17 protein-coding genes are annotated in these 23,093 nt (G+C 46.3%); 14 read left to right on the plus strand and 3 right to left on the minus strand.

The genetic code is table 11. The features are described from left to right. Window positions 1-13: 13 nt before the first annotated feature. Window positions 14-547: a DUF6385 domain-containing protein gene (locus ACFO8Q_RS07745; protein WP_380025252.1), complete on the minus strand. Its 534-nt coding sequence runs from the start codon at window positions 545-547 to the stop codon at window positions 14-16. A gap of 250 nt (window positions 548-797) precedes the next feature. Here ACFO8Q_RS07745 and ACFO8Q_RS07750 point away from each other — a divergent pair, with 250 nt between their 5' ends. The 8 genes from ACFO8Q_RS07750 to ACFO8Q_RS07785 all read left to right on the plus strand — a co-directional run bounded on the left by ACFO8Q_RS07750 (window position 798) and on the right by ACFO8Q_RS07785 (window position 15,242). Beyond that, window positions 798-2,678, plus strand: coding sequence for a tetratricopeptide repeat-containing glycosyltransferase (locus ACFO8Q_RS07750; protein WP_380025193.1), 1,881 nt, complete (start codon window positions 798-800; stop codon window positions 2,676-2,678). Continuing rightward, a complete protein-coding gene (locus ACFO8Q_RS07755; protein ID WP_380025194.1) occupies window positions 2,678-4,276 on the plus strand; it encodes a glycosyltransferase in 1,599 nt (532 codons plus the stop codon). The genes ACFO8Q_RS07750 and ACFO8Q_RS07755 overlap by 1 nt, the downstream gene beginning before the upstream one ends. Next, window positions 4,263-5,867 (plus strand): glycosyltransferase, encoded by a 1,605-nt coding sequence (locus tag ACFO8Q_RS07760; RefSeq protein ID WP_380025195.1) that lies wholly within the window; start codon window positions 4,263-4,265, stop codon window positions 5,865-5,867. The genes ACFO8Q_RS07755 and ACFO8Q_RS07760 overlap by 14 nt, the downstream gene beginning before the upstream one ends. Beyond that, the gene (locus tag ACFO8Q_RS07765) at window positions 5,854-8,859 is read left to right on the plus strand and encodes a glycosyltransferase (protein ID WP_380025196.1); all 3,006 of its coding nucleotides are present in this window, start codon (window positions 5,854-5,856) and stop codon (window positions 8,857-8,859) included. Before ACFO8Q_RS07760 ends, ACFO8Q_RS07765 begins: the two co-directional genes overlap by 14 nt. A 24-nt stretch (window positions 8,860-8,883) precedes the next feature. After that, window positions 8,884-9,852 (plus strand): CgeB family protein, encoded by a 969-nt coding sequence (locus tag ACFO8Q_RS07770; protein ID WP_380025197.1) that lies wholly within the window; start codon window positions 8,884-8,886, stop codon window positions 9,850-9,852. Next, window positions 9,849-11,171: a glycosyltransferase family 2 protein gene (locus ACFO8Q_RS07775; RefSeq protein ID WP_380025198.1), complete on the plus strand. Its 1,323-nt coding sequence runs from the start codon at window positions 9,849-9,851 to the stop codon at window positions 11,169-11,171. Before ACFO8Q_RS07770 ends, ACFO8Q_RS07775 begins: the two co-directional genes overlap by 4 nt. 32 nt (window positions 11,172-11,203) lie before the next feature. Continuing rightward, window positions 11,204-12,484: a glycosyltransferase family 2 protein gene (locus tag ACFO8Q_RS07780; protein WP_380025199.1), complete on the plus strand. Its 1,281-nt coding sequence runs from the start codon at window positions 11,204-11,206 to the stop codon at window positions 12,482-12,484. Window positions 12,485-12,545: 61 nt separating this feature from the next. Beyond that, the gene (locus ACFO8Q_RS07785; protein WP_380025200.1) at window positions 12,546-15,242 is read left to right on the plus strand and encodes a right-handed parallel beta-helix repeat-containing protein; all 2,697 of its coding nucleotides are present in this window, start codon (window positions 12,546-12,548) and stop codon (window positions 15,240-15,242) included. Window positions 15,243-15,292: 50 nt separating this feature from the next. Here the strand turns inward: ACFO8Q_RS07785 and ACFO8Q_RS07790 are convergent, their stop codons facing one another. After that, window positions 15,293-15,913, minus strand: coding sequence for a DUF6385 domain-containing protein (locus tag ACFO8Q_RS07790; RefSeq protein ID WP_380025201.1), 621 nt, complete (start codon window positions 15,911-15,913; stop codon window positions 15,293-15,295). Window positions 15,914-16,197: 284 nt separating this feature from the next. Between ACFO8Q_RS07790 and ACFO8Q_RS07795 the strand changes: the two genes are divergently transcribed. The 3 genes from ACFO8Q_RS07795 (at window position 16,198) to ACFO8Q_RS07805 (ending at window position 19,404) form a co-directional block, all read left to right on the plus strand. Beyond that, window positions 16,198-16,590 carry an ATP-binding protein gene (locus ACFO8Q_RS07795; protein WP_380025202.1) on the plus strand — a complete coding sequence of 131 codons (393 nt, stop codon included), beginning with the start codon at window positions 16,198-16,200 and terminating at the stop codon, window positions 16,588-16,590. Then, window positions 16,562-18,100 (plus strand): ATP-binding protein, encoded by a 1,539-nt coding sequence (locus ACFO8Q_RS07800; RefSeq protein WP_380025203.1) that lies wholly within the window; start codon window positions 16,562-16,564, stop codon window positions 18,098-18,100. Before ACFO8Q_RS07795 ends, ACFO8Q_RS07800 begins: the two co-directional genes overlap by 29 nt. Window positions 18,101-18,207: 107 nt before the next feature. Beyond that, entirely contained in the window at window positions 18,208-19,404 is a 1,197-nt protein-coding gene (locus tag ACFO8Q_RS07805) for a D-alanyl-D-alanine carboxypeptidase family protein (RefSeq protein WP_380025204.1), read from the plus strand. Window positions 19,405-19,446: 42 nt separating this feature from the next. Here ACFO8Q_RS07805 and ACFO8Q_RS07810 read toward each other — a convergent pair whose 3' ends face one another. After that, window positions 19,447-20,733, minus strand: a complete 1,287-nt coding sequence (locus ACFO8Q_RS07810; RefSeq protein WP_380025205.1) for a helix-turn-helix domain-containing protein — start codon at window positions 20,731-20,733, stop codon at window positions 19,447-19,449. Window positions 20,734-20,856: 123 nt separating this feature from the next. Here ACFO8Q_RS07810 and ACFO8Q_RS07815 point away from each other — a divergent pair, with 123 nt between their 5' ends. The 3 genes from ACFO8Q_RS07815 (at window position 20,857) to spoIIAB (ending at window position 23,090) form a co-directional block, all read left to right on the plus strand. Then, window positions 20,857-22,194, plus strand: a complete 1,338-nt coding sequence (locus ACFO8Q_RS07815; protein ID WP_380025206.1) for an FAD-dependent oxidoreductase — start codon at window positions 20,857-20,859, stop codon at window positions 22,192-22,194. A gap of 102 nt (window positions 22,195-22,296) precedes the next feature. Then, window positions 22,297-22,647, plus strand: a complete 351-nt coding sequence (gene spoIIAA / locus ACFO8Q_RS07820) for an anti-sigma F factor antagonist (RefSeq protein ID WP_380025207.1) — start codon at window positions 22,297-22,299, stop codon at window positions 22,645-22,647. Window positions 22,648-22,649: 2 nt separating this feature from the next. Next, on the plus strand, window positions 22,650-23,090 hold the full coding sequence (spoIIAB, locus tag ACFO8Q_RS07825) for an anti-sigma F factor (protein WP_380025208.1): 441 nt from the start codon (window positions 22,650-22,652) through the stop codon (window positions 23,088-23,090). Window positions 23,091-23,093: the final 3 nt, after the last annotated feature.

Raw genomic sequence — 23,093 nt, forward strand, 5'->3', positions numbered from 1 at the left:
ATGTTTTTTGCAGTTATACTTGTCCTTGGAAAAATTCGACGAAGGTAACGGTACAGCCGGCTGTTTGCGCTGCGTATTGAAGCCGCGCATATTTGGCAAAACGTGAAGGTGTGAAGCTTCTGGCATCGTTTTGCGGCACCAGGAAAGTGCCGGTGTCGTTGGTGAAGTTGACATTATCCGGGCTAATCTGCAGTTGGACAACGAGTCCGGTTGCGCAAGAGTTCGACACACCAAGTGAAAACTGGGACAATGTGAGCACGTTTCTTGTCGTGGACGGGGTCAAAGAGGTACTTGCGGTTGTAACTGCCGTGGTAGTTGCATCCTGCACAGCCCGGTCAACAAGAGTTTGGTTCGCCAGCAAGCAGGCGGCCGTAAGGTTCGTAACGGTTGAGATCATACAGGCGGCCGTAAGGTTCGTAACGGTTGAGATCAAACAGGCGGCTGTGAGGTTCGTAACAGTTGCGATCAAACAGGCGGCCGTAAGGTTCGACGTAACAGCATTCGTTACCAAACAGGCGGCTGTAAGATTCGTAACGGTTGAGATCATACAGGCGGCTGTCTGATTGGAAACTTGAGACAACAAATCTCCAGCACGTTCGGAAAACACTCTCAATTCAATATCCCCCCTTTATTCTATCAGTACTATCTAATGTCAATAGTTCTACTTTTGCAAGGGCTTCAGCATAATCAATCAAGAATATGCGTACACCTAATTTTTCTTCCCTGTGACCATTTTTGTAACAAGCCGGTTAGAGCTTTACATATAAATAAGGCAGACAAGAACGGAGGGATTCCGGGTGAACTGCCAATTATCCCTTGTGAGTCTGATCGAAAAACCGATCGATAACGACTCTCTCTCAATGTTTCTGGAACAATACCGACCTTTGGTTGATGAAGTCATCACAGTCTCTTTCACTTCCGAACTTTCGCTATCCGATGCACTGAACAGGGGATTGGAGCAAGCAAGCGGGATTTGGATTCTGCGGCTGGATCCGGATGAGGAGATTGCTGACGAAGAGAAATATAAGATTCAAATGTTGGTCAATCGAATGGATCAGGAATCATTTCATGTCCCGTGCACGAGGCATCAGGCAGATCCATATGATGTGCCTTTTGAATTGCGGCTGTTCAGAAATCGTGATCACTATCGGTATCAAGGAAGCACCGTTGTCCGATTGCCGCTTGAATTGGAAAAAATGGCAACCTTGACGGATCTGAAGCTGATTCGAAAAGAAGAGCAGGAACCGAACACACCTCCCCTAATTTTGGAAGGTTTAAAAAGAGAATCCGACTCGATGTCAACAGACCCTTTCTATTCGTTTCACCTGTCTGCCTGGTTGGCGAAAAGCGGAGCGATGGAAGAAGCGGAGTCAATCTGGCGGCAGCTGATCCTGCGCAGCCAACTGCCGAAGCGATATGACGCGCTGGTTTATAAATGGAGATCGCGACATTTGCATGAAAAGGGACAACAAGCAGAAGCCTTGGATTGTTTGGCCGAAGGACTAAAGAAACATTCCCGGTACATTGATTTACACTTTTTAAAAGCAAAGATCCTGTTTCGAAAGGCAGAATATGAAGCGGCAAGAGAAATCTTTGGGCATTGCATTCGAATGAACAGCCAGCCGGGAGAGTATGCGGAGGAACCCGGAATCGGAGATTATCAGGCTTGGTTTGCCCTGGCCAATGTCAGTGAGGAAACAGGAGACATTCAAGAGGCCATTCGCCATTATGAAAAAGCTTATGAAGCAAACAGACGGTTTACCAAACCTCTCTATCGGATCGCCCATCTGGTTCATCGTCATCGAGGGGGTCACGAAATACAAGATGTGCTGGAGAAATGGTTATCTCCAAATAACGGCGAGCATCTCCAACTGTTAGGGGACATTTTTTATGCGGAAGGATTATATCGGAAGGCGCAAGAGTATTCGGAAAAGGCTTGTCATCAATTTCCGCAAAGAGATGAAACTATTTTTTTGTTGGCCAATTGCCACTTGATGAATGGGGACCCGGAAAACGCTGTTTTTTATTTGACGAAAATTCCGGAACAAAGCTCCCTGTACCTTTCCGCACTGAGAAGGGCATGCCAGGCAAGTTGGACGCTTGAAGACTGGCTGCAGGCAGAAGAATATCTGGTTCGAATGGAAAAGCGTGACCCTTCCGAGTCGGCTGCCCTGTACCGGTCGATTCATCAAGTTTTGTCAGGCGGAAACGGAGAGTTACCCGCTTGGTCCCTGCCGAATTACCAACCGATGGAACATGCAAGCGAAATCGTAACCTGTTTTCTCTTTTTAAAGAAAGATCAGTTGGTGGACCGGTTAGTTCCTTTGCTGGAACAACACAGCCGTTTTTATTCCTCCGTCGGAAAGCTGTTTTATTTGCATAAACGTTTTGGACTAGCGGATCATTTTTTGACTCTCGCTCTCAAACATCACGGTGCCAGTGAAGAGTTGGTTGCCTTATTGGCGGAAAGCAAACGGGAACAGAAGCGGGATCATGAAGCGGCCACGTTGCTGCAGAGCTGTCTGGGAAAAACAGTTTTTTCCGCTCCGAATTACCTTCACTATTCAGCAATTCTCATCGAGTGGGCTCGTGAAGCGGCTGCGCTTGGAAAACGGCGTTATCCGGCAGATGAGAAAATGAAAGACTTTTATAACCGGGTGAAGGAGTTACCGCACTGATGGAACAGGAAGCACTCTTAAGTTTATGCATGATCGTCAAAGATGAGGAAGAAATGCTCTCTCGCTGCCTGAATAGTGTGCAAGGGGTGGTGGAAGAGATTATTGTAGTCGACACCGGTTCAACTGATCGAACGGTTGAAATCGCGAAATCAATGGGAGCCAAAGTTTACAATTACCGATGGGATCATGATTTTTCCAGGGCAAGAAATGTCTCTCTCGAAAAGGCGCGGGGGAAGTGGATTTTGTTTCTGGATGCCGATGAAGAGATTCATCCTGACGACCGGGGATTTGTCCGTACTCTTTTAACAAATACGGAGGCGTCAGGTTTCTTCATGGTCATTGAAAACAAAATGGACCATGAGACAGAGAGAGCCTTGGCACTCCGTTTGTTCCGCAGCGATCCCCAGCATTATTTTGTCGGTTCCTTTCATGAACAGATCGCTTCCTCGATCCTCAGCGCAAATCCGCATGCGCAGTTTCACCGGTCGGGCCTTCGAATCGTACATCACGGCTACACTTCGGAAGTCATGAAGAAGAAGAAAAAGGAAGAACGAAACCTTGAGATGGCTCTCGCCGAGGTAAGCCGCCGTCCCTATGACGGGTATCTCAGATATTGCGCCGCACAAGCGTACCTTGGCAGAGCAAACCCCGACAGGCAAAGCCTGGAGGAAGCGGTAAAGCACCTGTTGATCTCGAAGGAAAAAAGCCATCCGGATGCCATGTGGACCCCCCGCATCTATAAACTGTTAATGATCGGCCTCGATGGTCTGGGAAAGAAAGAGGAAGCTTATTCGATTTTGTTGGAAGGAATCACAAAATATCCGCATTATCAGGACCTGTATTACCTTCAGGGAAAATGGTTAGAGCGGGAAGGCAAGTGGGACCGTGCGATCGGAGCCTATCAGCAATGTCTGCAAATCGAAAAAGAAACCAATACGTTCGCTGTCCATCAAGAGATTGAGAACAGTCAACTGCACTTTGCACTGGCAAGAGTTTATGAGCAAAAGGGCAATCATGTCAAAGCGATAGAAGAGTATATGAATACTATTGTTGCCAATCGTCAATGGAAAGAACCCTATGTGCGGATCGGGTCATTGATGTTAAAAACTGTGGCTGTGGAGAAGGTGCAGAAGCTTTTTGAGCAGTGGATTCCTCCCGATTCAACGGAAAACCTGCTCTTTTTGAAGGACGTTTTTTCTCAATTGGGTGAAACGCAGTCGGTCCTTGCCTATCTGGATCGGATATTGGCGTTGGAGCCTGCAAGGATCGATCTGTTGTTTCTCTCGGCCGGTTACTTCATGCAGTTGAGCAATTATGAGGAAGCTGTGAATCGTCTGCAAAAGATTCCGCGGGATTCCGCGCTTTACCGGGAATCAAGATTGATGCTGGCGTCTGCTTATTGGTTTCTGGGGGAACAGGACAAAGCAAAAAAAGTCCTGCGAATCGATGGGGACGCATCGCTGTACAGGGAATTGGCGGAAGTTTTTCTGCAGGAAGCGGCTTATACCCTGGAAGAAGGAACACAAAAAAGTCATGATCAAAAATTAATCGGCCAATTGGCAAAGATCCGGGAGGTGATGAAGTTTGGCAAGGAATAAGCCTCTGTTAACCCTTTGCATGGTGGTGAAAAATGAAGAATTGTTATTGCCGCGCTGCCTTCAGAGCGTGCAGGGGCTGGTGGATGAAATCATTGTGGTGGATACCGGTTCAACAGACAGGACGAAAGAGATTGCCCGGCAGGCGGGCGCCATTGTTGTTGACGAACCGTGGCAGAACGATTTTTCAAAACCTCTCAACCGGGCTTTGCGGGAAGCGAAAGGAGAGTGGATCCTGCGGCTGGACGGAGATGAGGAATTATATCAGGAGGATAAGGCAAAACTTCGCAAGCTTTTAAAAAACCGGGATACAGAAGCCTATATCCTGCAGATTGTGAATCTTGTGAATGACAGAAATCTGGTGGAAGAAGAAATTTCCTCTTTTGTCCGTCTGTTCCGCAACCGTCCGATGTATAGGTTCGAGGGAGTCATTCATGAACAGATTGTCCCGTCCATTTTGTCCGCTCATCCGAAAGCGGTGATCCGGCATGCTCCGGTTCGGATCAAACATTACGGATACTTGAAAGAAATATCGGATCCGAAGAAGAAAGAGGAACGGAATCGGGAATTGACCCTTAAGGCGATTCGGCAGGATCCGGAAAATGGGTATCTGCGGTATTATATGGGGATTGAATACCGGCGGCAGAACAATCGGGAAGAAGCGGTTTTGCAGTTTGCGGAAGCGATGAAATATCTCGATCTCGCAATGCCCTGGGCTCCCCGGTGTGTGCAAGCTTATGCGATCACATTGATGGAAATGCGAAGATGGAACGAAGCGAAGTCGATTCTGGAGAAGGGAATCGGCTGGTATCCTGACTATACAGACCTTGTTTACCTGCGCGGGGTGGTTCACTTTGAGCAGGGGGAGAATCTTGATGCTGTTGCCGCTTTTTCGAAATGCATCCGCATGGGAGATCCGCCGGAAACGAAATATGTAGTGATGAAGGGAATGGGCGGCTACAAATCCTACTATGCCCTCGGACAGGTTTATGAGAAGATCGGAAACATTCAGCAATCGCTCGAAGCTTACGAGAAATCTTACAAAATGTTTCCCCAACATATCCAGCCCCTCTATCATATCACCGGTCATCTGCTGCAGCTTCAACCAATTCACGCCATCCAGCAATACCTGGAAGCAATCATGCCTTTTCCCAATCGGGAGAAATATCCTGTTATAGCGGATATTTTCCTCAGCTTGCGGCAGTATGAGGCAACTGAGAAATATATCAAAGAGCTGCAAGAGGATGATCCCAGCTTCCAGTTTCGCTATCTTTTGGGCGGTTGTTACCGGAAGCGCGGACAATACAGGGAAGCGATTCAGGTTTTGCAGCAAGTTCCGGTCACAAGCCCTTTCTATGTTGAGGCCCAGTTACAGTTATGCGCCGCTAATATGTATCTGAATGAACGGGATCAGGCGGCAGAGATCATGCACAACTTAAACGCGGATGAAAAGCTGTATGGACGGCTTGCCCTTTTATTTTTGGAAGACGCAAAGGATGTCATCGATCAGGGGATTCGCCTCTTTCCGAATGTTCCATTCTTGCAGAAAGAAAAGGAGAAGATTGAGGAGGCGATCCGAAATGTTGGGGGATAATGGTCAAACAATCAGTGTGGTCATGATCGCCAGAGACGAAGAACATAATATCGCCAGGGCTTTGAACAGTGTCAAGGAAGCTGTAGACGAGTTGATTGTGGTTGATACGGGGTCTGTTGATAAAACGGCGGAAATCGCCAAGTCGCTGGGAGCTAGGGTGACATTTTTCCCTTGGCGGGATGACTTCAGCGCGGCAAAAAATTTTGCGATTGAACAGGCAAGCGGAGATTGGTTGCTGTTATTGGACGCGGATGATGAAATCCACCCGGAAGACTGTCACAAGATTCGGGAACTGCTGCAAGAACCGGATGTCGATTGCTTCTATTTCGACACTCTGAGTTTTTATGGCGAAGTGAAAGGGTTGTATATTCGGATGCCGCAACCAAGGCTCATCCGAAATCGCCCGCAGTTCCGATTCTCCGGGAGAATCCATGAAACATTGAATTTACGGGGAGCCGTAACGGCTTTCAGAGAAATCCGAGTAAATCATTACGGTTATTTAAACAAGGAAATCGAGAGTAAACAGAAGATCAGACGGAATCGAATGCTCTTGGAACAAGAATTGGATGACCATCCGACTGCCCTGAATTATTTCTATCTTGCAACGGAAGATCTCCGTGCCGGTGACCATGACCAAGCGTTGAAACACTTCGAGAAATCGCAAGAATTATATGAGGCAGCCGGGTTGAAACCGCCGTCGGAAATGCTGAAGAAAAAAATCATTGCACTGCAGGAACTGGGAAGGTTCTTGCAAGTCCATACGGAAATTGAGTCGGCTCGGGAGATGTATCCGGATTATACGGACCTGATTTTTTTGAAAGGGGAATGTTTGGAACGGCAGGGCAATCTCCCGCAAGCGATTGAAACCTATCAGGGATGCATTGAACAGGGAGAAACCCCGTATGTGTACAGTTCGCTTTCCGGTGTTGGAACTTACACCGCTTATTATCGCATCGGGTACCTCCACTCGCGAATTGGAAACAACGAAGCGGCGATAAAGGCGTATCTTGAATCATTAAGGTGCAATACAGCTTATGTGCCGGCTGTTCATGCTTTGGCCGAAGTGCTGGTGAAGGATCGCTCCCGGGCGGAAGTAATCTCCTTTCTTCGTGAGCGTTTTGACATGAACGTTCCGGTGGCGAACCGGTATTTTGCGGAAGCATTCGTTAACGCAGGCGAATATCAGCTTGCTCTGCATTATGTCGACCAATTTGAAAAAACAGGTTCTCCGGCGGATGATGAAATCGTTCTTTTGCGAGCCAGTTGCTTGATGTTTTCCGGTGGTTACGAACAGGCCATACGTCTCTTTGATTCGATTCCTCCTGACAGCCCCAAATTTTTGCGGGCATCTTTTTTCAAGTGCATCCATTGCTGGTTGAAACAAAACTTTGACCGGGCTGAAACAATTCTGAAAGGGCTTTTGCGGGAAAACCGATTTCCAGCTTACGAACTCGAGGTTTGTTTGACGGTCAATGAGATCTTAGTAGCAGGAGAAGTGGAGCTGCCGAAAAAGCTCTTTTCGGAAATCGATCATCTTGGGGAAAATGCGATCATTAGTCTGCTGGAACTCTTTGTATTGCTTGATAAAATCGACTGGGTGGCCAAGATCAGGATCCATTTTCCCGACCGGTTGCAGCAAACGGGACGGCTTGTGGAATTTATCAATCTCCTGCACAAACAGCAAAAGATTTCGGAAGCGGCACTCTGGTTGGAAAAAATAGGGGAAGAGGAACGCTCCAATCTTGAGATTGCATGTCTGCACGGTGAAATTTATCTGGCATCAGGATCCTATCATGAGGCCCAACGATGGTTTCAGCAAGTGCTGGCTCAATCTTCTTGCCATTTACGGGCGATGATTGGGATGTCCCAAATCTCGTATGGCTATTATCTTGAATCTCTGAAGAGAATCAAGCAAAACCGCATCAGTCTTTGCATGATTGTAAAAAATGAGGAGAAATATCTGGCAGGGGCTTTGCAGAGTGTACAGGGGATCGTGGAGGAAATGATTGTTGTGGATACGGGGTCGGAAGATGGAACCGTCAAGATCGCACAAGAGATGGGAGCTCAAGTGCTCCATTTCGCATGGAACGGGAATTTTGCTGATGCCAGAAACTTTGCGCTTGAAAAAGCGTCCTGCGAATGGATATTGATGTTGGATGCGGATGAACGGCTGGATCCGGAGGGGAAGGGGCGATTGTCGGATTTGGTTTCGAATCCGGAAATTGACGGATATTTTTTGACGGTGAAAAGCGGGATCGACGAGTCTTATACAGTTGTTGACCGACGGCTTTCCTTTTTCAGAAACAAGCGGGAGTACCGATTTGAGGGAGCGATTCATGAACAAATTCCGCCCGGAAAGTTTTGGGTTGCCGGAAAACGGCTGGAAATCGCTGATGTGGTAATCCGTCACGAAGGGTATCTGGACAGCGTGATGCGGGAGAAACACAAGCTGCAAAGGAACCTGGCGATCATTCAAAAACAGCTTCAATCAGAACCTGAAAACCCTTTTTACCATTACTGTCTCGCGGTTGAGCTGATGCAGCAGGAGCAATACGGGAAAGCGGCTGAACATCTCGATTTTTCATTGCAGCAATGGACGGCTGCACAGCCGCAAACTCCCGATGCGATTTGCAAGATCGCCCAATGTTATTTGATGGAGAAACAGTATAAAAAATCGGAACGGTGGCTGCGAAAGGGAATTGAACTGTTTCCGGATTTTCCCGATCTGCACTATTTTCTTGGAATCTGTTTTCTTGCGCAAGGCAATTGGCTGGAATCGGCTGAGAGTTTGCAAACTTGCCTTCAGTTGGGCAGTACTCCTCCACACTACAACAGTTTTGAGGGAGTGACCTCTTTCCATGTCTATCATGGTTTGGCGATTGGCAGGTTTCAAATCGTCAAAGAAGTGCTGGAACTGGGGCTGCTCCGTTTTCCGGAATCGATATTTTTACAAGAAAAGATGAGTCAACTCAAACAAGCGGGAATGTTATGACACAAGAGCGGGAGAGTGACCGGATTGACTCGTTTAAAAATCCTTTTTGTGAATATGTTGTATGATTACGGGGATCCCCGGCGGGGCTACGGATTGGAACTGATTGCCTATGATACGCTGCATCGGATGGGACATCAGTTGGTTCCTTTTCATTATGATGTGTTAATGGCGGAATATGGCCGGGAGAAAATGAATGAAATGCTGCTTCAGACCGCAATCAAGGAAAAACCTGATTGTATGTTTGTCAGTCTTTCCGAGAATCAACTGGATCCGGAAGTCATCCATCAGATCAGCTTTAACACGGATACCATAACGTTTAACTGGTGTGCTGACGACCATTGGCGATTGGGTTATACCCTGGCGTGGGCCCCACATTTCAACTGGATGGTGACAACCAGCGCTGCGGCAGTCCCTGTTTATCATCAGGCCGGGTATTCGAACGTGATCAAATCCCAGTGGGGCTGCAATCCCGCGATTCATCAAAAGTTGAACCTGCCCAAAATCTATGATGTGACCTTTATTGGAATGCCTCACGGCAATCGTGTGGAAATGCTGCAAGCATTGGTCGATGCGGGATTCAATGTTCATGTTTGGGGAGCCGGATGGGCGACGGGACGGGTATCGATCGGTGAAATGGTCCGAATCTTTAATCAGACGAAGATCAATTTGAATTTCAGCAAGGCTTCAGTGGCAGATATTCTGCAAATCAAAGCCAGAGATTTTGAGGTTCCCGGATGTGGCGGATTGTTAATGACGGGGTATAACGATGAATTATCTGAATATTATGAGTTCGGAAAAGAAGTGGTCACGTATCGGGATCAATCGGAATTGATCGAGAAAATCCGGTATTACCTTACGCACGAAGAAGAACGGGACCGGATCGCGGAAGCCGGTTACAACAGGGCTGTTCGGGATCATTCGTACAACAGGCGGTTTGATCAGATCTTTCGGGAAATGGGGTTGTATGGGTCCGACCGGGGGGGATTGGGGTGAAACATCCTTTTCTGTCGGTTTGCATTCCCAATTACAACAGGGCAGCATCCTTAGGGGAAACTTTGAACAGTATCCTTAGCCAAACCTATCAGGATTATGAAATTGTGGTTGTCGATAATCACTCTGAAGACAATATGGAAGAGGTGATCGGAACATTTCAGGATCAACGGATCCGGTTTGTCCGTAATGAATGGAATATCGGGGCGGCGAAGAATCTTAACCGCTGCGTGTTGGAGTCGCGAGGAAACTATATCAAAATCCTTAATTCGGGAGATGTTTTTACAGGTACCGATGCTCTGGAAAAAATGGTGGAAGCCACCCGCAATTATCCTGATGCCGCCATCATTGCATGCGGATACAGGCATCCCGACGGGTCAACTCCCTTTTCGCTTCCCTTTGACTTGCTGCGGCGTAAAGGTTTCAGTACGGTAAGGGAAGTGATGAACATCCATATGTTTGGATTGCCAAGCGTTTGGATGATCAAAAAAGATACATTTCCTTATACGGGCTTGTTCATTGATTCACCGATTTGTCATGCTGATCTGGTTATGAAAATGGCCTATTATTTTGATTTGTACGCGATTTCGGAACCTTTGGTCGAACATCGGGGCGAGGCCGGAGGCGGGTCTTCCTCTATGGGTGAAACGATGAACAGATGGGAATTCATGCGGTTTCGGGTGCTCGAACAATTGCCGTTTTATTCCCGGCTGTCAAGTGAACAGAAGGCTGTGTTAAGTTCCTTTCTCCAAATCAAATTGATGAGCCGGATTCGGACTTTTATTATCGGCGAAGCTTACCATCACGCACTTCAGAGCGCGCTCGACATACTGAAGGCGGATCCTCATCTTCCATTCTTTTACGGAGAGGATCGGGAAAAAGTGCTGGAACTGCTGCTGGATCAATTGGTGCATCGCAGGAAACCCAACGAAATCATCGATTTCATGGGTACCCAACAATTCAGCAGACCCTATGCCGATTTGTTTCAGTATGGTTTCGGCCTGAATTATCAATTATATCGCCTGGACCAGAAACTGAAAGAAACTTCCAAAAAAATAGCGGTCGTCGGTACAGGATATTTGACAAAAGTCATATTGCAATGTTTTCCGGAGCTTAAAAACCGCATTGCATCTATCGTGGACACTGGCACCGATCTGCAGTTGCTGGAAGGGATACCTGTTACAAAAGATGCAACACTTAATTTTCACGATACTTTTGTGATTATCGCTTCTGACGATTATGTGCGGTTTCACAGATATGAACTGATCAGAAACGGACTGATTGAAGGAGAACATTTTCTGCCGGCGTTGGAAGATCTCTGAAGCTATCAACTTCTCTGAGGAGACGGATTGAGATGGAAAACCCAATGATTTCCGTTTGTATACCGACATATAACAGGGCAATGCATATCGGGGATACACTGAACAGCATTCTGAAACAAACCTTCGGGGACTTTGAAATCATCGTGATCGACAATCATTCGGATGACGATACGGAAGAAATCATCACTTCATTTCAGGATAACCGGATCCGGTTTCTGCGCAACGACTGGAATGTGGGAGCGGCGAGGAATGCGAATCGCTGCATGATGGAGTTCAAGGGGAAATATATCAAGTTTCTGCATTCCGATGATGTATTTATTGCCGACGATGCTTTGCAAAAGATGTACCACGCCGCTTCGAAACACCCCCAGGCAGCCTTGATTACCTGCGGATACCGGTTTGGCGAATCCCATGTGTTGACCGTACCGTTTGACCTATTGCGGCCGAAAGGTTTCAGCACTGTCCGACAGGCGATGAATATCCATTCTTTCGGATTGCCGAGCGAATGGATGATCCGCGGGGATGCCCTGTCATATACCGGATTGTCCATCGATTCCCCGATTGGCGATGTGGATTTGGTTATGAAACTGGTTTATTATTTCGATTCCTGCGCAGTCTCCGACTTATTGGTCGAACATCGCTTCTACGGAGACAATGATACGGGGGCCGCGGCCAAGATGAACGGCTGGGAATTCATGCGGTTTCGCGCTTTGCGGGAATTGCCTTTTTCAGATCAGTTGTCGGGCGGGATGAAGGCGATTTTAAGTTCATTTCTCCATATGTCACTAATGAGCAAAATAAAGGATGCCATCCTAAACGAAAACTATCATCTGGCGATCCAGGGAATCCTGGACCTGCTGAAGACCGACCCCCACCTTCACGAGTTTAAGGGGGAAGACCGGGAACGGGTGCTGCAATTGCTTCTTGATCGATTGATTTACCGGAAGACGCCTGGAGAAATCATCGATTATATGGGCAGGCAGCATTTCAGCAAACCTTATCGCGATTTCTTTGAATACGGGCTGGCTTTTAACTACCAAATCTATCAGTTGGCAGACAAGCTCAAGCTGAGCGGAAAAAAGATTTGCGTCATCGGCACGGGCAGATTAATGGAAATGTTTCTGAAAGCATTTCCGGGGCTTAAAGATAGGATTGATTCGATTGTCGAGTTCAGCCATCTGTTGACACTCGATTTCAGCAAGAACTTTTTCATTCTGGCTTCAGACTCCGCTTTGTGCACTCACAGGTATGAAATGATCAGGGCGGGATTGATCGAAGGAGAACATTTTCTGCCTATTCTTGAATTAATATAATCTCCGTCTCCAGAGGAGAAAGAATGGATTTTGAGTGTCGCCCTAAAGGAGGTGGAACAGATTGAACGATATTATTACCGTGTCAAAACATATCAATGCCCAGTGCCATTCCATTCAGGAGGCTGTTCAAAGAGCCGCTCCGGGCTCAACAATCATTGTATATCCGGGTGTGTATCATGAAATGATCAGAATCGACAAACATGTGGAGATCATTGGTGATGGTCCTGTGGATGAAATCATTCTCGCGATTTCAGATTCGAATTGCATTATGATGCAAACCGATTATGCTGTCATCCGGGGATTCACAATACGTCAGGAAAGCGGCGGAGACAAAGCGGCTGTTGCCATTCCTTGCGGACAGCTTGTGCTTGAGAATTGCGACATCAGTGCAAAGGCCGGCGCTGGCATAAGCATTTCCGGCAATGCGAATCCTCTTATTCACCGCTGCCGGATTCACGAAGGGCAAGAAGCAGGAATTTATGTGTATGACAACGGACGGGGAATTTTGGAGGAATGTCAAATATTCGGCCATGAACACCCGAATGTGGAAATTGCCGGCGGGGGAAATCCAATCTTTCGGCGCTGTCGGATCTTCCATGGAAAAAATGCCGGTATTTATGCATATGAAGACGGGCTGGGGACCTTCCAGGAATGTGAGATATTCGGGCATGTCCTTGCGGAAGCAGCCATCTCCCGGGGAGCCAACCCGGTTTTTAAGAACTGCAGAATTCACAGCGGAAACGATGCGGGGGTGTTTGTCGTTGACAACGCGCAGGGAACACTTGAAGACTGCGATATATTCGGCCATCGTGTTTGCGGTGTCGTGATCAAACAAAACGGCAGAGCGCTGTTCCGGCGCTGCCGGATTCGGGATGGTGAGGGTATCGGCGTCTGGGTGAGTGAAAATGGGTTTGGGACACTGGAGGATTGTGATATCTCCGGACACAGAGGTCTTGGCATAACGGTCAGAGACAAAGAGAGTCGATTAACGATACACAGGTGCCGGATTGAAGACAAGGTGGATATTGTTTCATCTGATTCGCCTCAGACGGAAAGCGCTTTGACTCAGAATAAAGATGAGCTCGAAACTCTCTTGAATGAACTGGAGCACTATATCGGTTTGGAGAATGTCAAACAGTCGATTCATGACCTGATCGATTATCTTCAGTATGTCCGGGATCGTAAACGTCTGGGAGTGAAAACATCTGATACGATCTCACTTCACAGTATTTTTTTAGGAAATCCGGGAACAGGGAAAACGACCATCGCCAGGTTGCTTGGAAGAATTTTTAAAGCTATGGGATTGCTTGAAATGGGGCATGTCGTGGAAGTGGATCGCCCGGCCCTGATTGCTGAATATGTTGGACAAACCGCCATCAAAACAGAAAAAATCATTCATGAGGCGATGGGCGGAGTGTTGTTTATTGATGAAGCCTACACGCTGGCAAAACACCTTACCTCCAATGATTACGGTCAAGAAGCGATTGATGTGATCCTGAAAAGAATGGAAGACTCCGGCGGTCAGTTTGTCGTTATTGCTGCAGGGTATCCTGAAGAAATGCAGGCCTTTATCGAATCAAACCCAGGTTTAAAAGACCGCTTTAAAAATTATTTTTGTTTCCAGGACTACACTCCTGATGAAATGATCAGAATTGCCCAGATGATGGCCCAAAAAGAAGAGTATACCTTCAGCCCGCAAGCGGAAGAGTTGTTAAGGGAAGAATTTATCTGTTTGTACAGAAAGAGAGACAAATTTTTCGGAAATGCCCGTTTGGTTCGTAAATATATTGAAAACATCAAGATTCACCATGCCAAACGGTGTTCGAAATTACTCAAAGAACAACGGACTCGAGAAGTTATGACAACGATTCTGGCGGAAGATGTTGAAGGGATTCTCACATCAGTTCCTTCCAAAACAGTCTCAATCCCAATTAATGAGAAACGTTTATCAGAACTGCTCGAGCAACTTAACAGGATGATCGGCCTGGAATCTGTAAAAAAGAGTGTATCAGAACTTGTTAAGCTGGTTCGGTATTATAAGGAGGAGGAGAGAGATGTTACGGGAAAGTTTTCCCCGCACCTGCTGTTCTTAGGAAATCCGGGAACAGGAAAAACAACTGTTGCACGCTTGCTCAGCGAAATTTATGCAGCTCTTGGCGTACTGCCAAAAGGCCATCTGGTTGAAACTTCACGAGAAGAATTGATTGGTGCTTGGATGGGCCATACCGAAGAAAAAATGAAAAAGGTGATTGATGAGGCAATCGGTGGAGTCCTGTTTATAGACGAAGCCTATACATTAAAACCCGCCTTCAATCATGATTATGGGCAATTAGCCATCGATATCCTCTTAAAGCGGATGGAGGATGAACGAGGAAAATTGGTAGTGATTGCTGCTGGCTATCCGGAAAAGATGGAGCAATTTATAGAAAGCAATCCCGGATTACGATCGCGTTTCAGTCGTGAAATCATATTTGAAGACTATGATCCTGATGAACTGATGAGTATTACCGAATTGATGCTAATTGAGCAGGGGTATCGACTGGCTGAAGATGTTTTGGAACAGTTGCTGAAGTATTATCAGGATGCATATCAAAACCGTGGATCAAATTTTGGCAATGGCCGTCTTGTGCGAAACATCGTGGAAGAAGCGGTTAAAAATGCTACACTGAGGTTGGCTGAACTTCCTCCGGGAGGTCGCAGGCATGAAAATGCTTATGTAATCCATAGAAGCGATATAGGGTTTCTGAAGAATGATTAACAAAACAAAACAAAGCAAAAACACCTCCGTCGGTTTTTTGGGTTCGGAGGTCAAGTTTTTTTTGACGATTGCTCTTGAGCTTGGAAAAAAATATCAATTTTCGCTGTGTTTCCTTTTTCAATCGATCGAAAAGAGACCCGTGTGAATTTGGAAAAGCGAAGCGGGACAAATACATGATTTTTGCCGGGTTCAATTGTTATGGGGAACGTATCAAGAAAGAAATCCGAATTGTTGGGACTGATTTCGATTTGTGCCTCAATCTTTGTATTCTTACTGCGATTCGCCACCATATATGTGACTGTTGTTTTCAAAGAAGTATTCTGTGACGGTATAGATTGAAATTCATCTCCGGCGATCAGTCCTTTGAATTTCAACTCCGTAAAAGTGAGACAGGGAATTCCACCCTGAATTTTCAAATTGTCTGCACGGAGCGTGTCGCTGTTAATTTTGGAAGCCTTAATTTTTCCAGTTTTTATGATCTTGGTTTTTATTTGCCACGGTATTTTAGGTGACTTTATTTTACCCAACTTTATTTTGCGGACGTTTTTTGTACGCAATCTTTTAACTTGCAGTGGATTGGATTTTTTGCTCTTTATTACCGCAGCCTGTCTGAGATTTGGAAGGGACATAAACGTTTTTGCGGGATGATAGAGCCATCGTTTTTTTTTCATTAGTATCACCACATCTTTTTGGCATCCACCTAGAGTATATGTTCTTCGGGAACAGAAAGTGCTTTTACCGTTTTAGTTTATGTGTCAACTGCACAGTTTGCGAAAGAGGATGGAAAGAATTCCGGAAGGGGGCTGGCTTTGCGAGAAAATGCACGAAATTGTACTGAATTCGATGGCAGAATGAAGTGGCCAAACCTGACATGCTCATGATATTCTTAAATGAGTATATATTCATATTTTTAAGTAAAATTACGTCGATTGAGCATGGAGGATTCCCTCACCCGATGACATTTCAGAAAGTAAACATTAGTTCAGAAGATGATGTTTATTTTGCGTTAAGCACCGTTCGTCGCCTGATGAAGCAGCTGAGGTTTTCTGATCTGGAGCAGCAAAAGGTTTTCGTCAGTGTTTCGGAGTTGACCCGAAATATTTTGGACCATGCCGGAAGGAAGGGCATTTTTTATTGCGAAATCTTCGATCATGGGTTACGTATTGAGGTACTTGATCAAGGTCCCGGGATTTCAAATATAGACGATGTTTTGGATGGGAAAAAGACACCATCTTCACGTGGATTGGGATTGGGGTTATCCGGTGTCAAGAGATTAATGGATGAATTCTATATCGAGACTTCGACGGGAGGAACTAAAGTTGTGGCGGTCAAACGGGGAAGAAAATAATGACACATCAATGGACAGTACGTTAAGCCGTTTGGCTTCAATAGGACAAATAGCGGCTGGAATAGCACACGAAGTTCGAAATCCATTGACGACGGTTAAGGGATTTCTGCAATTGATGGAAGAGGAATCACCGCATATGTATTTGGAAATTGCGAGCTCGGAATTGGATCGGGCAATTTCCACGCTGCAAAATTTGTTGCAGGTTTCCAAGCCGGATTTGCAAGATGAGCCCTATGTGCCTATTAATCTTTGCATAGAATTGGAGTCTTTACTTTACTTGTTCCAGGACCAAATCTATCGCGTACGAATTGAAAGAAACTTTCGCAATACGGACGAGATTGTCTACGGGAAGAAAAATCAGCTGAAGAAAGCATTTTTTAATCTCTTGAAAAATGCTTTCGAAGCGATTCCGGACAAAGGAACCATCACAATCGAACATTACAGAATGGGGAACTGTGTGTATATCCGCATTCGTGACACCGGGGTCGGTATACCTGCAGAGAAGCTTGAACTGTTGGGAACCCCTTTTTTTACCACCAAGGATGAAGGCACGGGCATGGGGTTAACTCAAGTGTTTTCAACGATCTACCAACATGGAGCGAAAATCGATGTAGACAGCACGGTTAGGGCAGGAACCACATTTACGATTCAATTTCCGACTGACGTTACACATCAAATGGGAGTGATTGATTTGGATCTGCAGTATGAAAACGGTCAGAGCTTTAAAGAATTTTTTGAACAGAATCGGAGTCGATTTTATGAAGTATTGTTTTCCGATACCAAAACAGTTATGGACCAAGTTGAAGATGCTGCTTACAGACAAAATATTCGCGAGGTTTGTGATAATATGGCCGACCTTATTAATGAAGACCGGTATCATGAATTGATTATGCTGGCTAGAGAACGGGGAAAAATTGGCGCAAAAAATGATGTTCCTTTAGTCGTAAAACTGGAATTGATTCAGGGCTTCCGGAAAGTGTACTGGGACTTTTTATATAACTACTATAAAAATTCAGAGCTCGATGCAGAAGGCTTTTTTCAAATTGGGATCAAAACAAATTTTATCTTTGACAATTATGTTTCTCATTATTTCTCGAGCTATATGGAATTCAAAGATGAATTGCTTCGTGCCCACCGGGAGATGGTTGATGAATTGTCTGTACCGATTATTCCATTATCATCTTCAATGGCGGTGCTGCCTATTGTTGGGACATTCGATACATACAGGGCGAAAAAAGTTCAGGAACAGACACTCACTCAGATCGCCAGCCTTAAAATACAAAGAATTATTATCGATTTATCAGGTGTTGCATTTATGGATACGGCGGTTGTCGGACATCTGTTTCGAATTGTAGAAGGGATTGGTTTGCTGGGCTGTAAAGCTATTATCACGGGTATACGTCCGGAAATTGCGAATACCATGATTGAATTGGGCATTTCATTTACTGAAAAGGTAGACACCAAAGCAACTCTGCAGCAAGCCTTGGAGGACTACCAGTTGGTTCGATAATAGGGAAAATTGGAAAAAGGGGCAAATAGCCCCTTTTTATTTTGTGCATACTACCTAAACAGGGTGCAATTATCGAAGGAGGTATTCACTGTATGTGGGGTAGGATAATGAAACGAACAGTCTTGGCGGGGCTTGCAGCATGTGTTGTGGCAGGTGCGGCTCTGCTGCCTGTAACCTCAGCAAGGGCTGCCGATATGAAACCGGATGATGGCAAAGGACAAGTTCAAATTGCCAAACAAGCCGCATCAGCGATCGTGATGGATGCCGCAACAGGTCAGGTGCTTTTTGAAAAAAACAGCCATGAGAAATTACCGCCTGCCAGCATCACCAAAATCATGACGATGTTGCTGGTTATGGAAGCGCTTGAGTCAGGCAAAGTGAAATTATCCGATAAGATCCGAACAAGTGAGCGAGCGGCTTCGATGGGAGGATCCCAGATTTTCCTTGAACCGGGTGAAGAAATGACACTTGAAGATATGATGAAAGGAATTGCTCTCGGCTCAGCTAATGATGCTTCCGTTGCAGTGGCTGAACACTTGGCAGGTTCGGAGGAAGAATTTGTCCGCCTGATGAATCAGCGTGCTCAGGAGTTGGGCTTGAAGAATACCCATTTCTCCAACTGCAATGGATTGCCGGTGGAAAACCATTATACGTCTGCGTACGATATCGCGGTCATGTCCAGAGAACTGTTGAAACACGAACCCGTGCTCAAGTGGACGGCCATGTATCAGGATTATTTGCGAAAAGACACAGAGAGGCCATTTTGGTTGGTCAATACGAACAAGCTGGTTCGTTTCTACCAGGGCGTTGACGGATTGAAGACCGGATTCACCAACGAATCAAAATACTGTCTTTCCGCAACGGCAAAGCGCGGTGAATTCCGTGTGATTGCAGTCGTAATGGGTGAGCCGACAAGCCCGCAAAGGAACGCCGACATTGCAGGAATGTTTGATTGGGCGTTCGCCAACTTCTACAGTGAACCGATCTACAAAAAAGGACAGGTGGTGCAACTGGGGCGTATTGACAAAGGATATCCTGCCGTAATTCCGATGATTGCAGGTGATACGGTCGGCATCCTGATGAAAAAGGGAGAAAAGAAAGATTCGTTTACTCAAAAAGTTGAATTCCTTCCGGTTCGGGCACCGCTGAAAAAGGGAGACGTTGTCGGCCATGTGGTGGTTTATAAAAACGGGCTGGAAATTGGAAGAACTGAAATTCTTGCAGCGCAAGATGTGGATAAGGCCGGCGTTGCTTCCATGTTTAAGCGGACTATGGCAAGCTGGTTGCGGCTGGGGTCATCATAAAGAAAACGAAGGGACTCGTGAATTGCGAGTCCCTTTTTCGAGCTAAACAACGGTTTTCTCACGCAAATTATTCTCTACTGCCTTTTGCATTCGTTGGAATGTTTCGGTGGCAGACATGTAATTTCCTTGCCGCTTGTATATATCGGACAACAAAGTGAACGCACGGGTGAGTTCGGCCACGCGATGCTGTTTTTGACACAGGTAGATCAACTGTTCGCAATTGTAGATGCCTTCGGTGTACTGTTCCCGTTTGAGACAGATGTTCGACAGAATCCGATACACTTGAATTAATGTTTCATAGTCGTTGTCGCCAAATGCCAGAGCTTTTTCGCAGTGGGCCTTTGCCAGATCATATCGGTCAAGTCGATAGAAAATTTTTGCGATCACAGAGTGGATGTGTGCGATCACTTCCATCACTTCGACATCCGCTTGTTCCAGACAATCCTCAAGCAAACGGAGCGCATCATCGGAACGGCCATTTTCATCCATGATCTGGGCAAGAGTGATCTTCATATAAGTTGTTTCTGAACGCATGTTCAAGGTCTTATAGATTGCAATTGCGTCATGCGCAAATTCTTCCGCTTTCTTGAAAAGGCCCAGATCCCGGTACACCTCGCAGAAAGTACGGGATAAAGTAGCGAGTTTGGGCATGTCGTTAGACCGTTCCAGGAAAGTTTGAACCCTGCGCAGAGTGTCCAGTGCATCCGCATTGTCGCCTAATTTGTTCTGTGATTGGGCAAGCAGAAGCATCACATCCGAAATCCGGTCAACATCAATTTGACTCTGCCGAAGTCCAATTGTGACAGCTTTATTCCAGTGAAAATTGGCCAGAACGAGATTGCCTCTCTCGTATTCAACCGTACCCATCGCACGTAATGCTGTTACTGCATACCCCGGTTCGTCTTTGCTCATCGAATCATGAACGATCTCTTCGTAAAGTTCGAGAGCTTTCTCAATTTCACCTTGCTTTTGCAGACAATAGGCGAGATCCAGTTTGATTAGGGAAGTTTCGAGATGAGGAATGGGTTCGCTAAGGAGTTCTCCAAGAAGCTGGGAAGCCGATTCAAAATTGTCCGCCTCCATTAACATGCGGGCATATTTTAATGTACCGTTTTTTGCGATTTTCGCTTGAATGTCTTCAAGAAAATATTGAATGGTGACGCCAAGGCGTTCCGCCAGCTCACCTAACAATTTATGCGAAGGACTTGCTTTATCCGCTTCAATCTGACTGATCATGCTGGGAGTAACCAAACCATCGCCCAGTTCACTTTGGGTCATCTTCTTGCTGCGACGAAGTTCTTTGATTTTTTGTCCTAATGTTTTATGCATGCGATACGATCCCCCTGTTTCCTTTACCCCATATTATTGTACTATTCATTGTTGATAAGGGGAATAGTGATTGTGAAAAAGACCCGAAAAATCATAAAGAAGATGACACCGGAGGGGGTTACTATGCAAAAGTTTGTGATTGTCGGTGGAGATGCGGCTGGGATGAGCGCAGCGATGCAAATTGTCAGGCGGCTGCCGGACGCTTCAGTGGTGGCTTTAGAGATGGGGGATACATTTTCGTATGCACAATGCGGGCTTCCTTATTATATAGGCGGCGATATTCCCGAAACAGATAATTTAATCGCAAGATCGGCAGAAACCTTTCGCAACAAATACGGAATTGATGCCCGCACCTATCACAAGGTAACGAAAATTCATCCATCGGAAAAAACAGTCGATTTCATAAATATGCAATCCGGTGAGGCAGGAACAGTCCCCTATGACCGGTTGCTGATTGCTACAGGCGCTCGTCCTGTCGTTCCCGAGTGGGAAGGAATTGATTTGCAAGGGGTATTTGTGCTGAAAACAATTCGGGATGCGGAACGGATTCGAGAATACGTAAGGAACGGTGAAGTCAACAAATGTGTGATTATCGGCGGCGGACCCATAGGCATTGAAATGGCGGAAGCGTTGTCTGCTTCGGAGAAGAAAGTAACGATCCTCGATCGGAATCCACAGTTGGCGACAGCTTGGAATTCAGAAATTGCAGAGATTGCAAAGCAGCATATGGAAGAAAATGGGGTGCTCGTGAAACCGGAACAAAACGTGAAAGGAATCGTTGGGCAGAATGGGAAAGCCGCAGCGGTTGAAACAGAATCTGAAACCCTCGAAGCAGATCTTGTCTTGCTTGCGGTCGGAGTGGCGCCAAACAGCGAACTGGCAAAAGACGCGGGAGTTCAATTGGGGGTTCGCAATGCAATTCAGGTGAATGCAAGGATGGAAACAAATTTGCCCGGAATATATGCAGCCGGTGATGTGGCGGTTCATTACCATCGGGTGAAGAAAAAGGATGATTATATTCCGTTGGGTACAACCGCGAATAAGCAAGGACGGATTGCAGGCATTAACATGTCCGGTGAACAGGCAGCGTTTGCCGGGATTGTTGGATCGGCTGTAATGAAAGTGTTTGAGCTGGGGTTGGCCCGGACGGGGTTATCCAGAAAAGAAGCGGAAGACTTGGGGATGGAGGTTGAGGTGGTAACGATCAACACGAAGGATCATGCCGGATATTATCCGAATGCGGAGGATCTGTCGATCCAACTGATCGTGGAGAAATCTGCAGGGCAGCTGGTAGGCGGGCAAGCGGCTGGCAAATCGGGGGCTGACAAGCGGGTGGATGTATTGGCGACCGCTTTGTATCATGAGCTGACAGTCCATGAACTATTGGATCTGGACCTCACATACGCCCCGCCTTTTAACGGGGTATGGGATCCCATTCAACAGGCGGCCCGCCGCTTTTGACTAATTTAATCGAATTACCACTAGTTTTGTCGACATGCAGGAAAATTTTCTCTGTGACTCGAATACCCTTGGTAGATTAGGAGTTGCAGGGGGAGTAAAACGATGAGCATACATGTTGGAACAGATCAAATTGGAACTACCCTGGTAGTCCGCCTGGCTGGTGAACTGGATCATCACACGGCTGAAGTGGTTCGAGATCGTGTCGAGTCAGAACTGGAAAAAGGAGAATACAAGAACCTGATTATTTCGATGGAACAATTGTCCTTTATGGATAGTTCAGGATTAGGCGTCATCTTGGGACGTTACAAGCGAATTTCGCAGCTGGGAGGAAAAATGTCCCTTTGCTCCGTAAATGATTCCATCCGGAAAATATTTGAACTGTCAGGAATCCCCCAAATATTGCCAATCCACGATACCGAAACCCGTGCGTTAACAGAAATGGGGGAGGCATAACCATGGCTCGCAATTATATGAAACTGGAGTTTGCCAGCTTGTCGCAAAATGAGTCATTTGCCAGGGTATCGGTGGCGGCGTTTGTCTCGCAACTCAATCCTGACATGGAAGAATTAACCGAGATTAAGACAGTCGTATCGGAAGCCGTTACAAACGCCATCATTCATGGGTACGACGGAAGAGATGGGATTGTTACCGTAACTTGCTCGCTGGAAGGCCAGCGGATTGAAATTGTGATCGAAGATGAAGGTCAAGGAATTCCCGATATTGAGCAGGCTCGCGAACCGCTTTATACTTCGAAGCCTGAATTGGAGCGTTCCGGCATGGGATTCACCATCATGGAGAACTTTATGGATGAGATTGAGGTAACTTCCGAGCTTGGCAAGGGAACACGCGTCCGGCTGGTGAAAAGTATCAAGAGTGCGCAAGTGCTCGGACATTGAGGG

It is taken from the genome of Effusibacillus consociatus, assembly GCF_042652925.1.
Classification (GTDB): domain Bacteria; phylum Bacillota; class Bacilli; order Tumebacillales; family Effusibacillaceae; genus Effusibacillus; species Effusibacillus consociatus.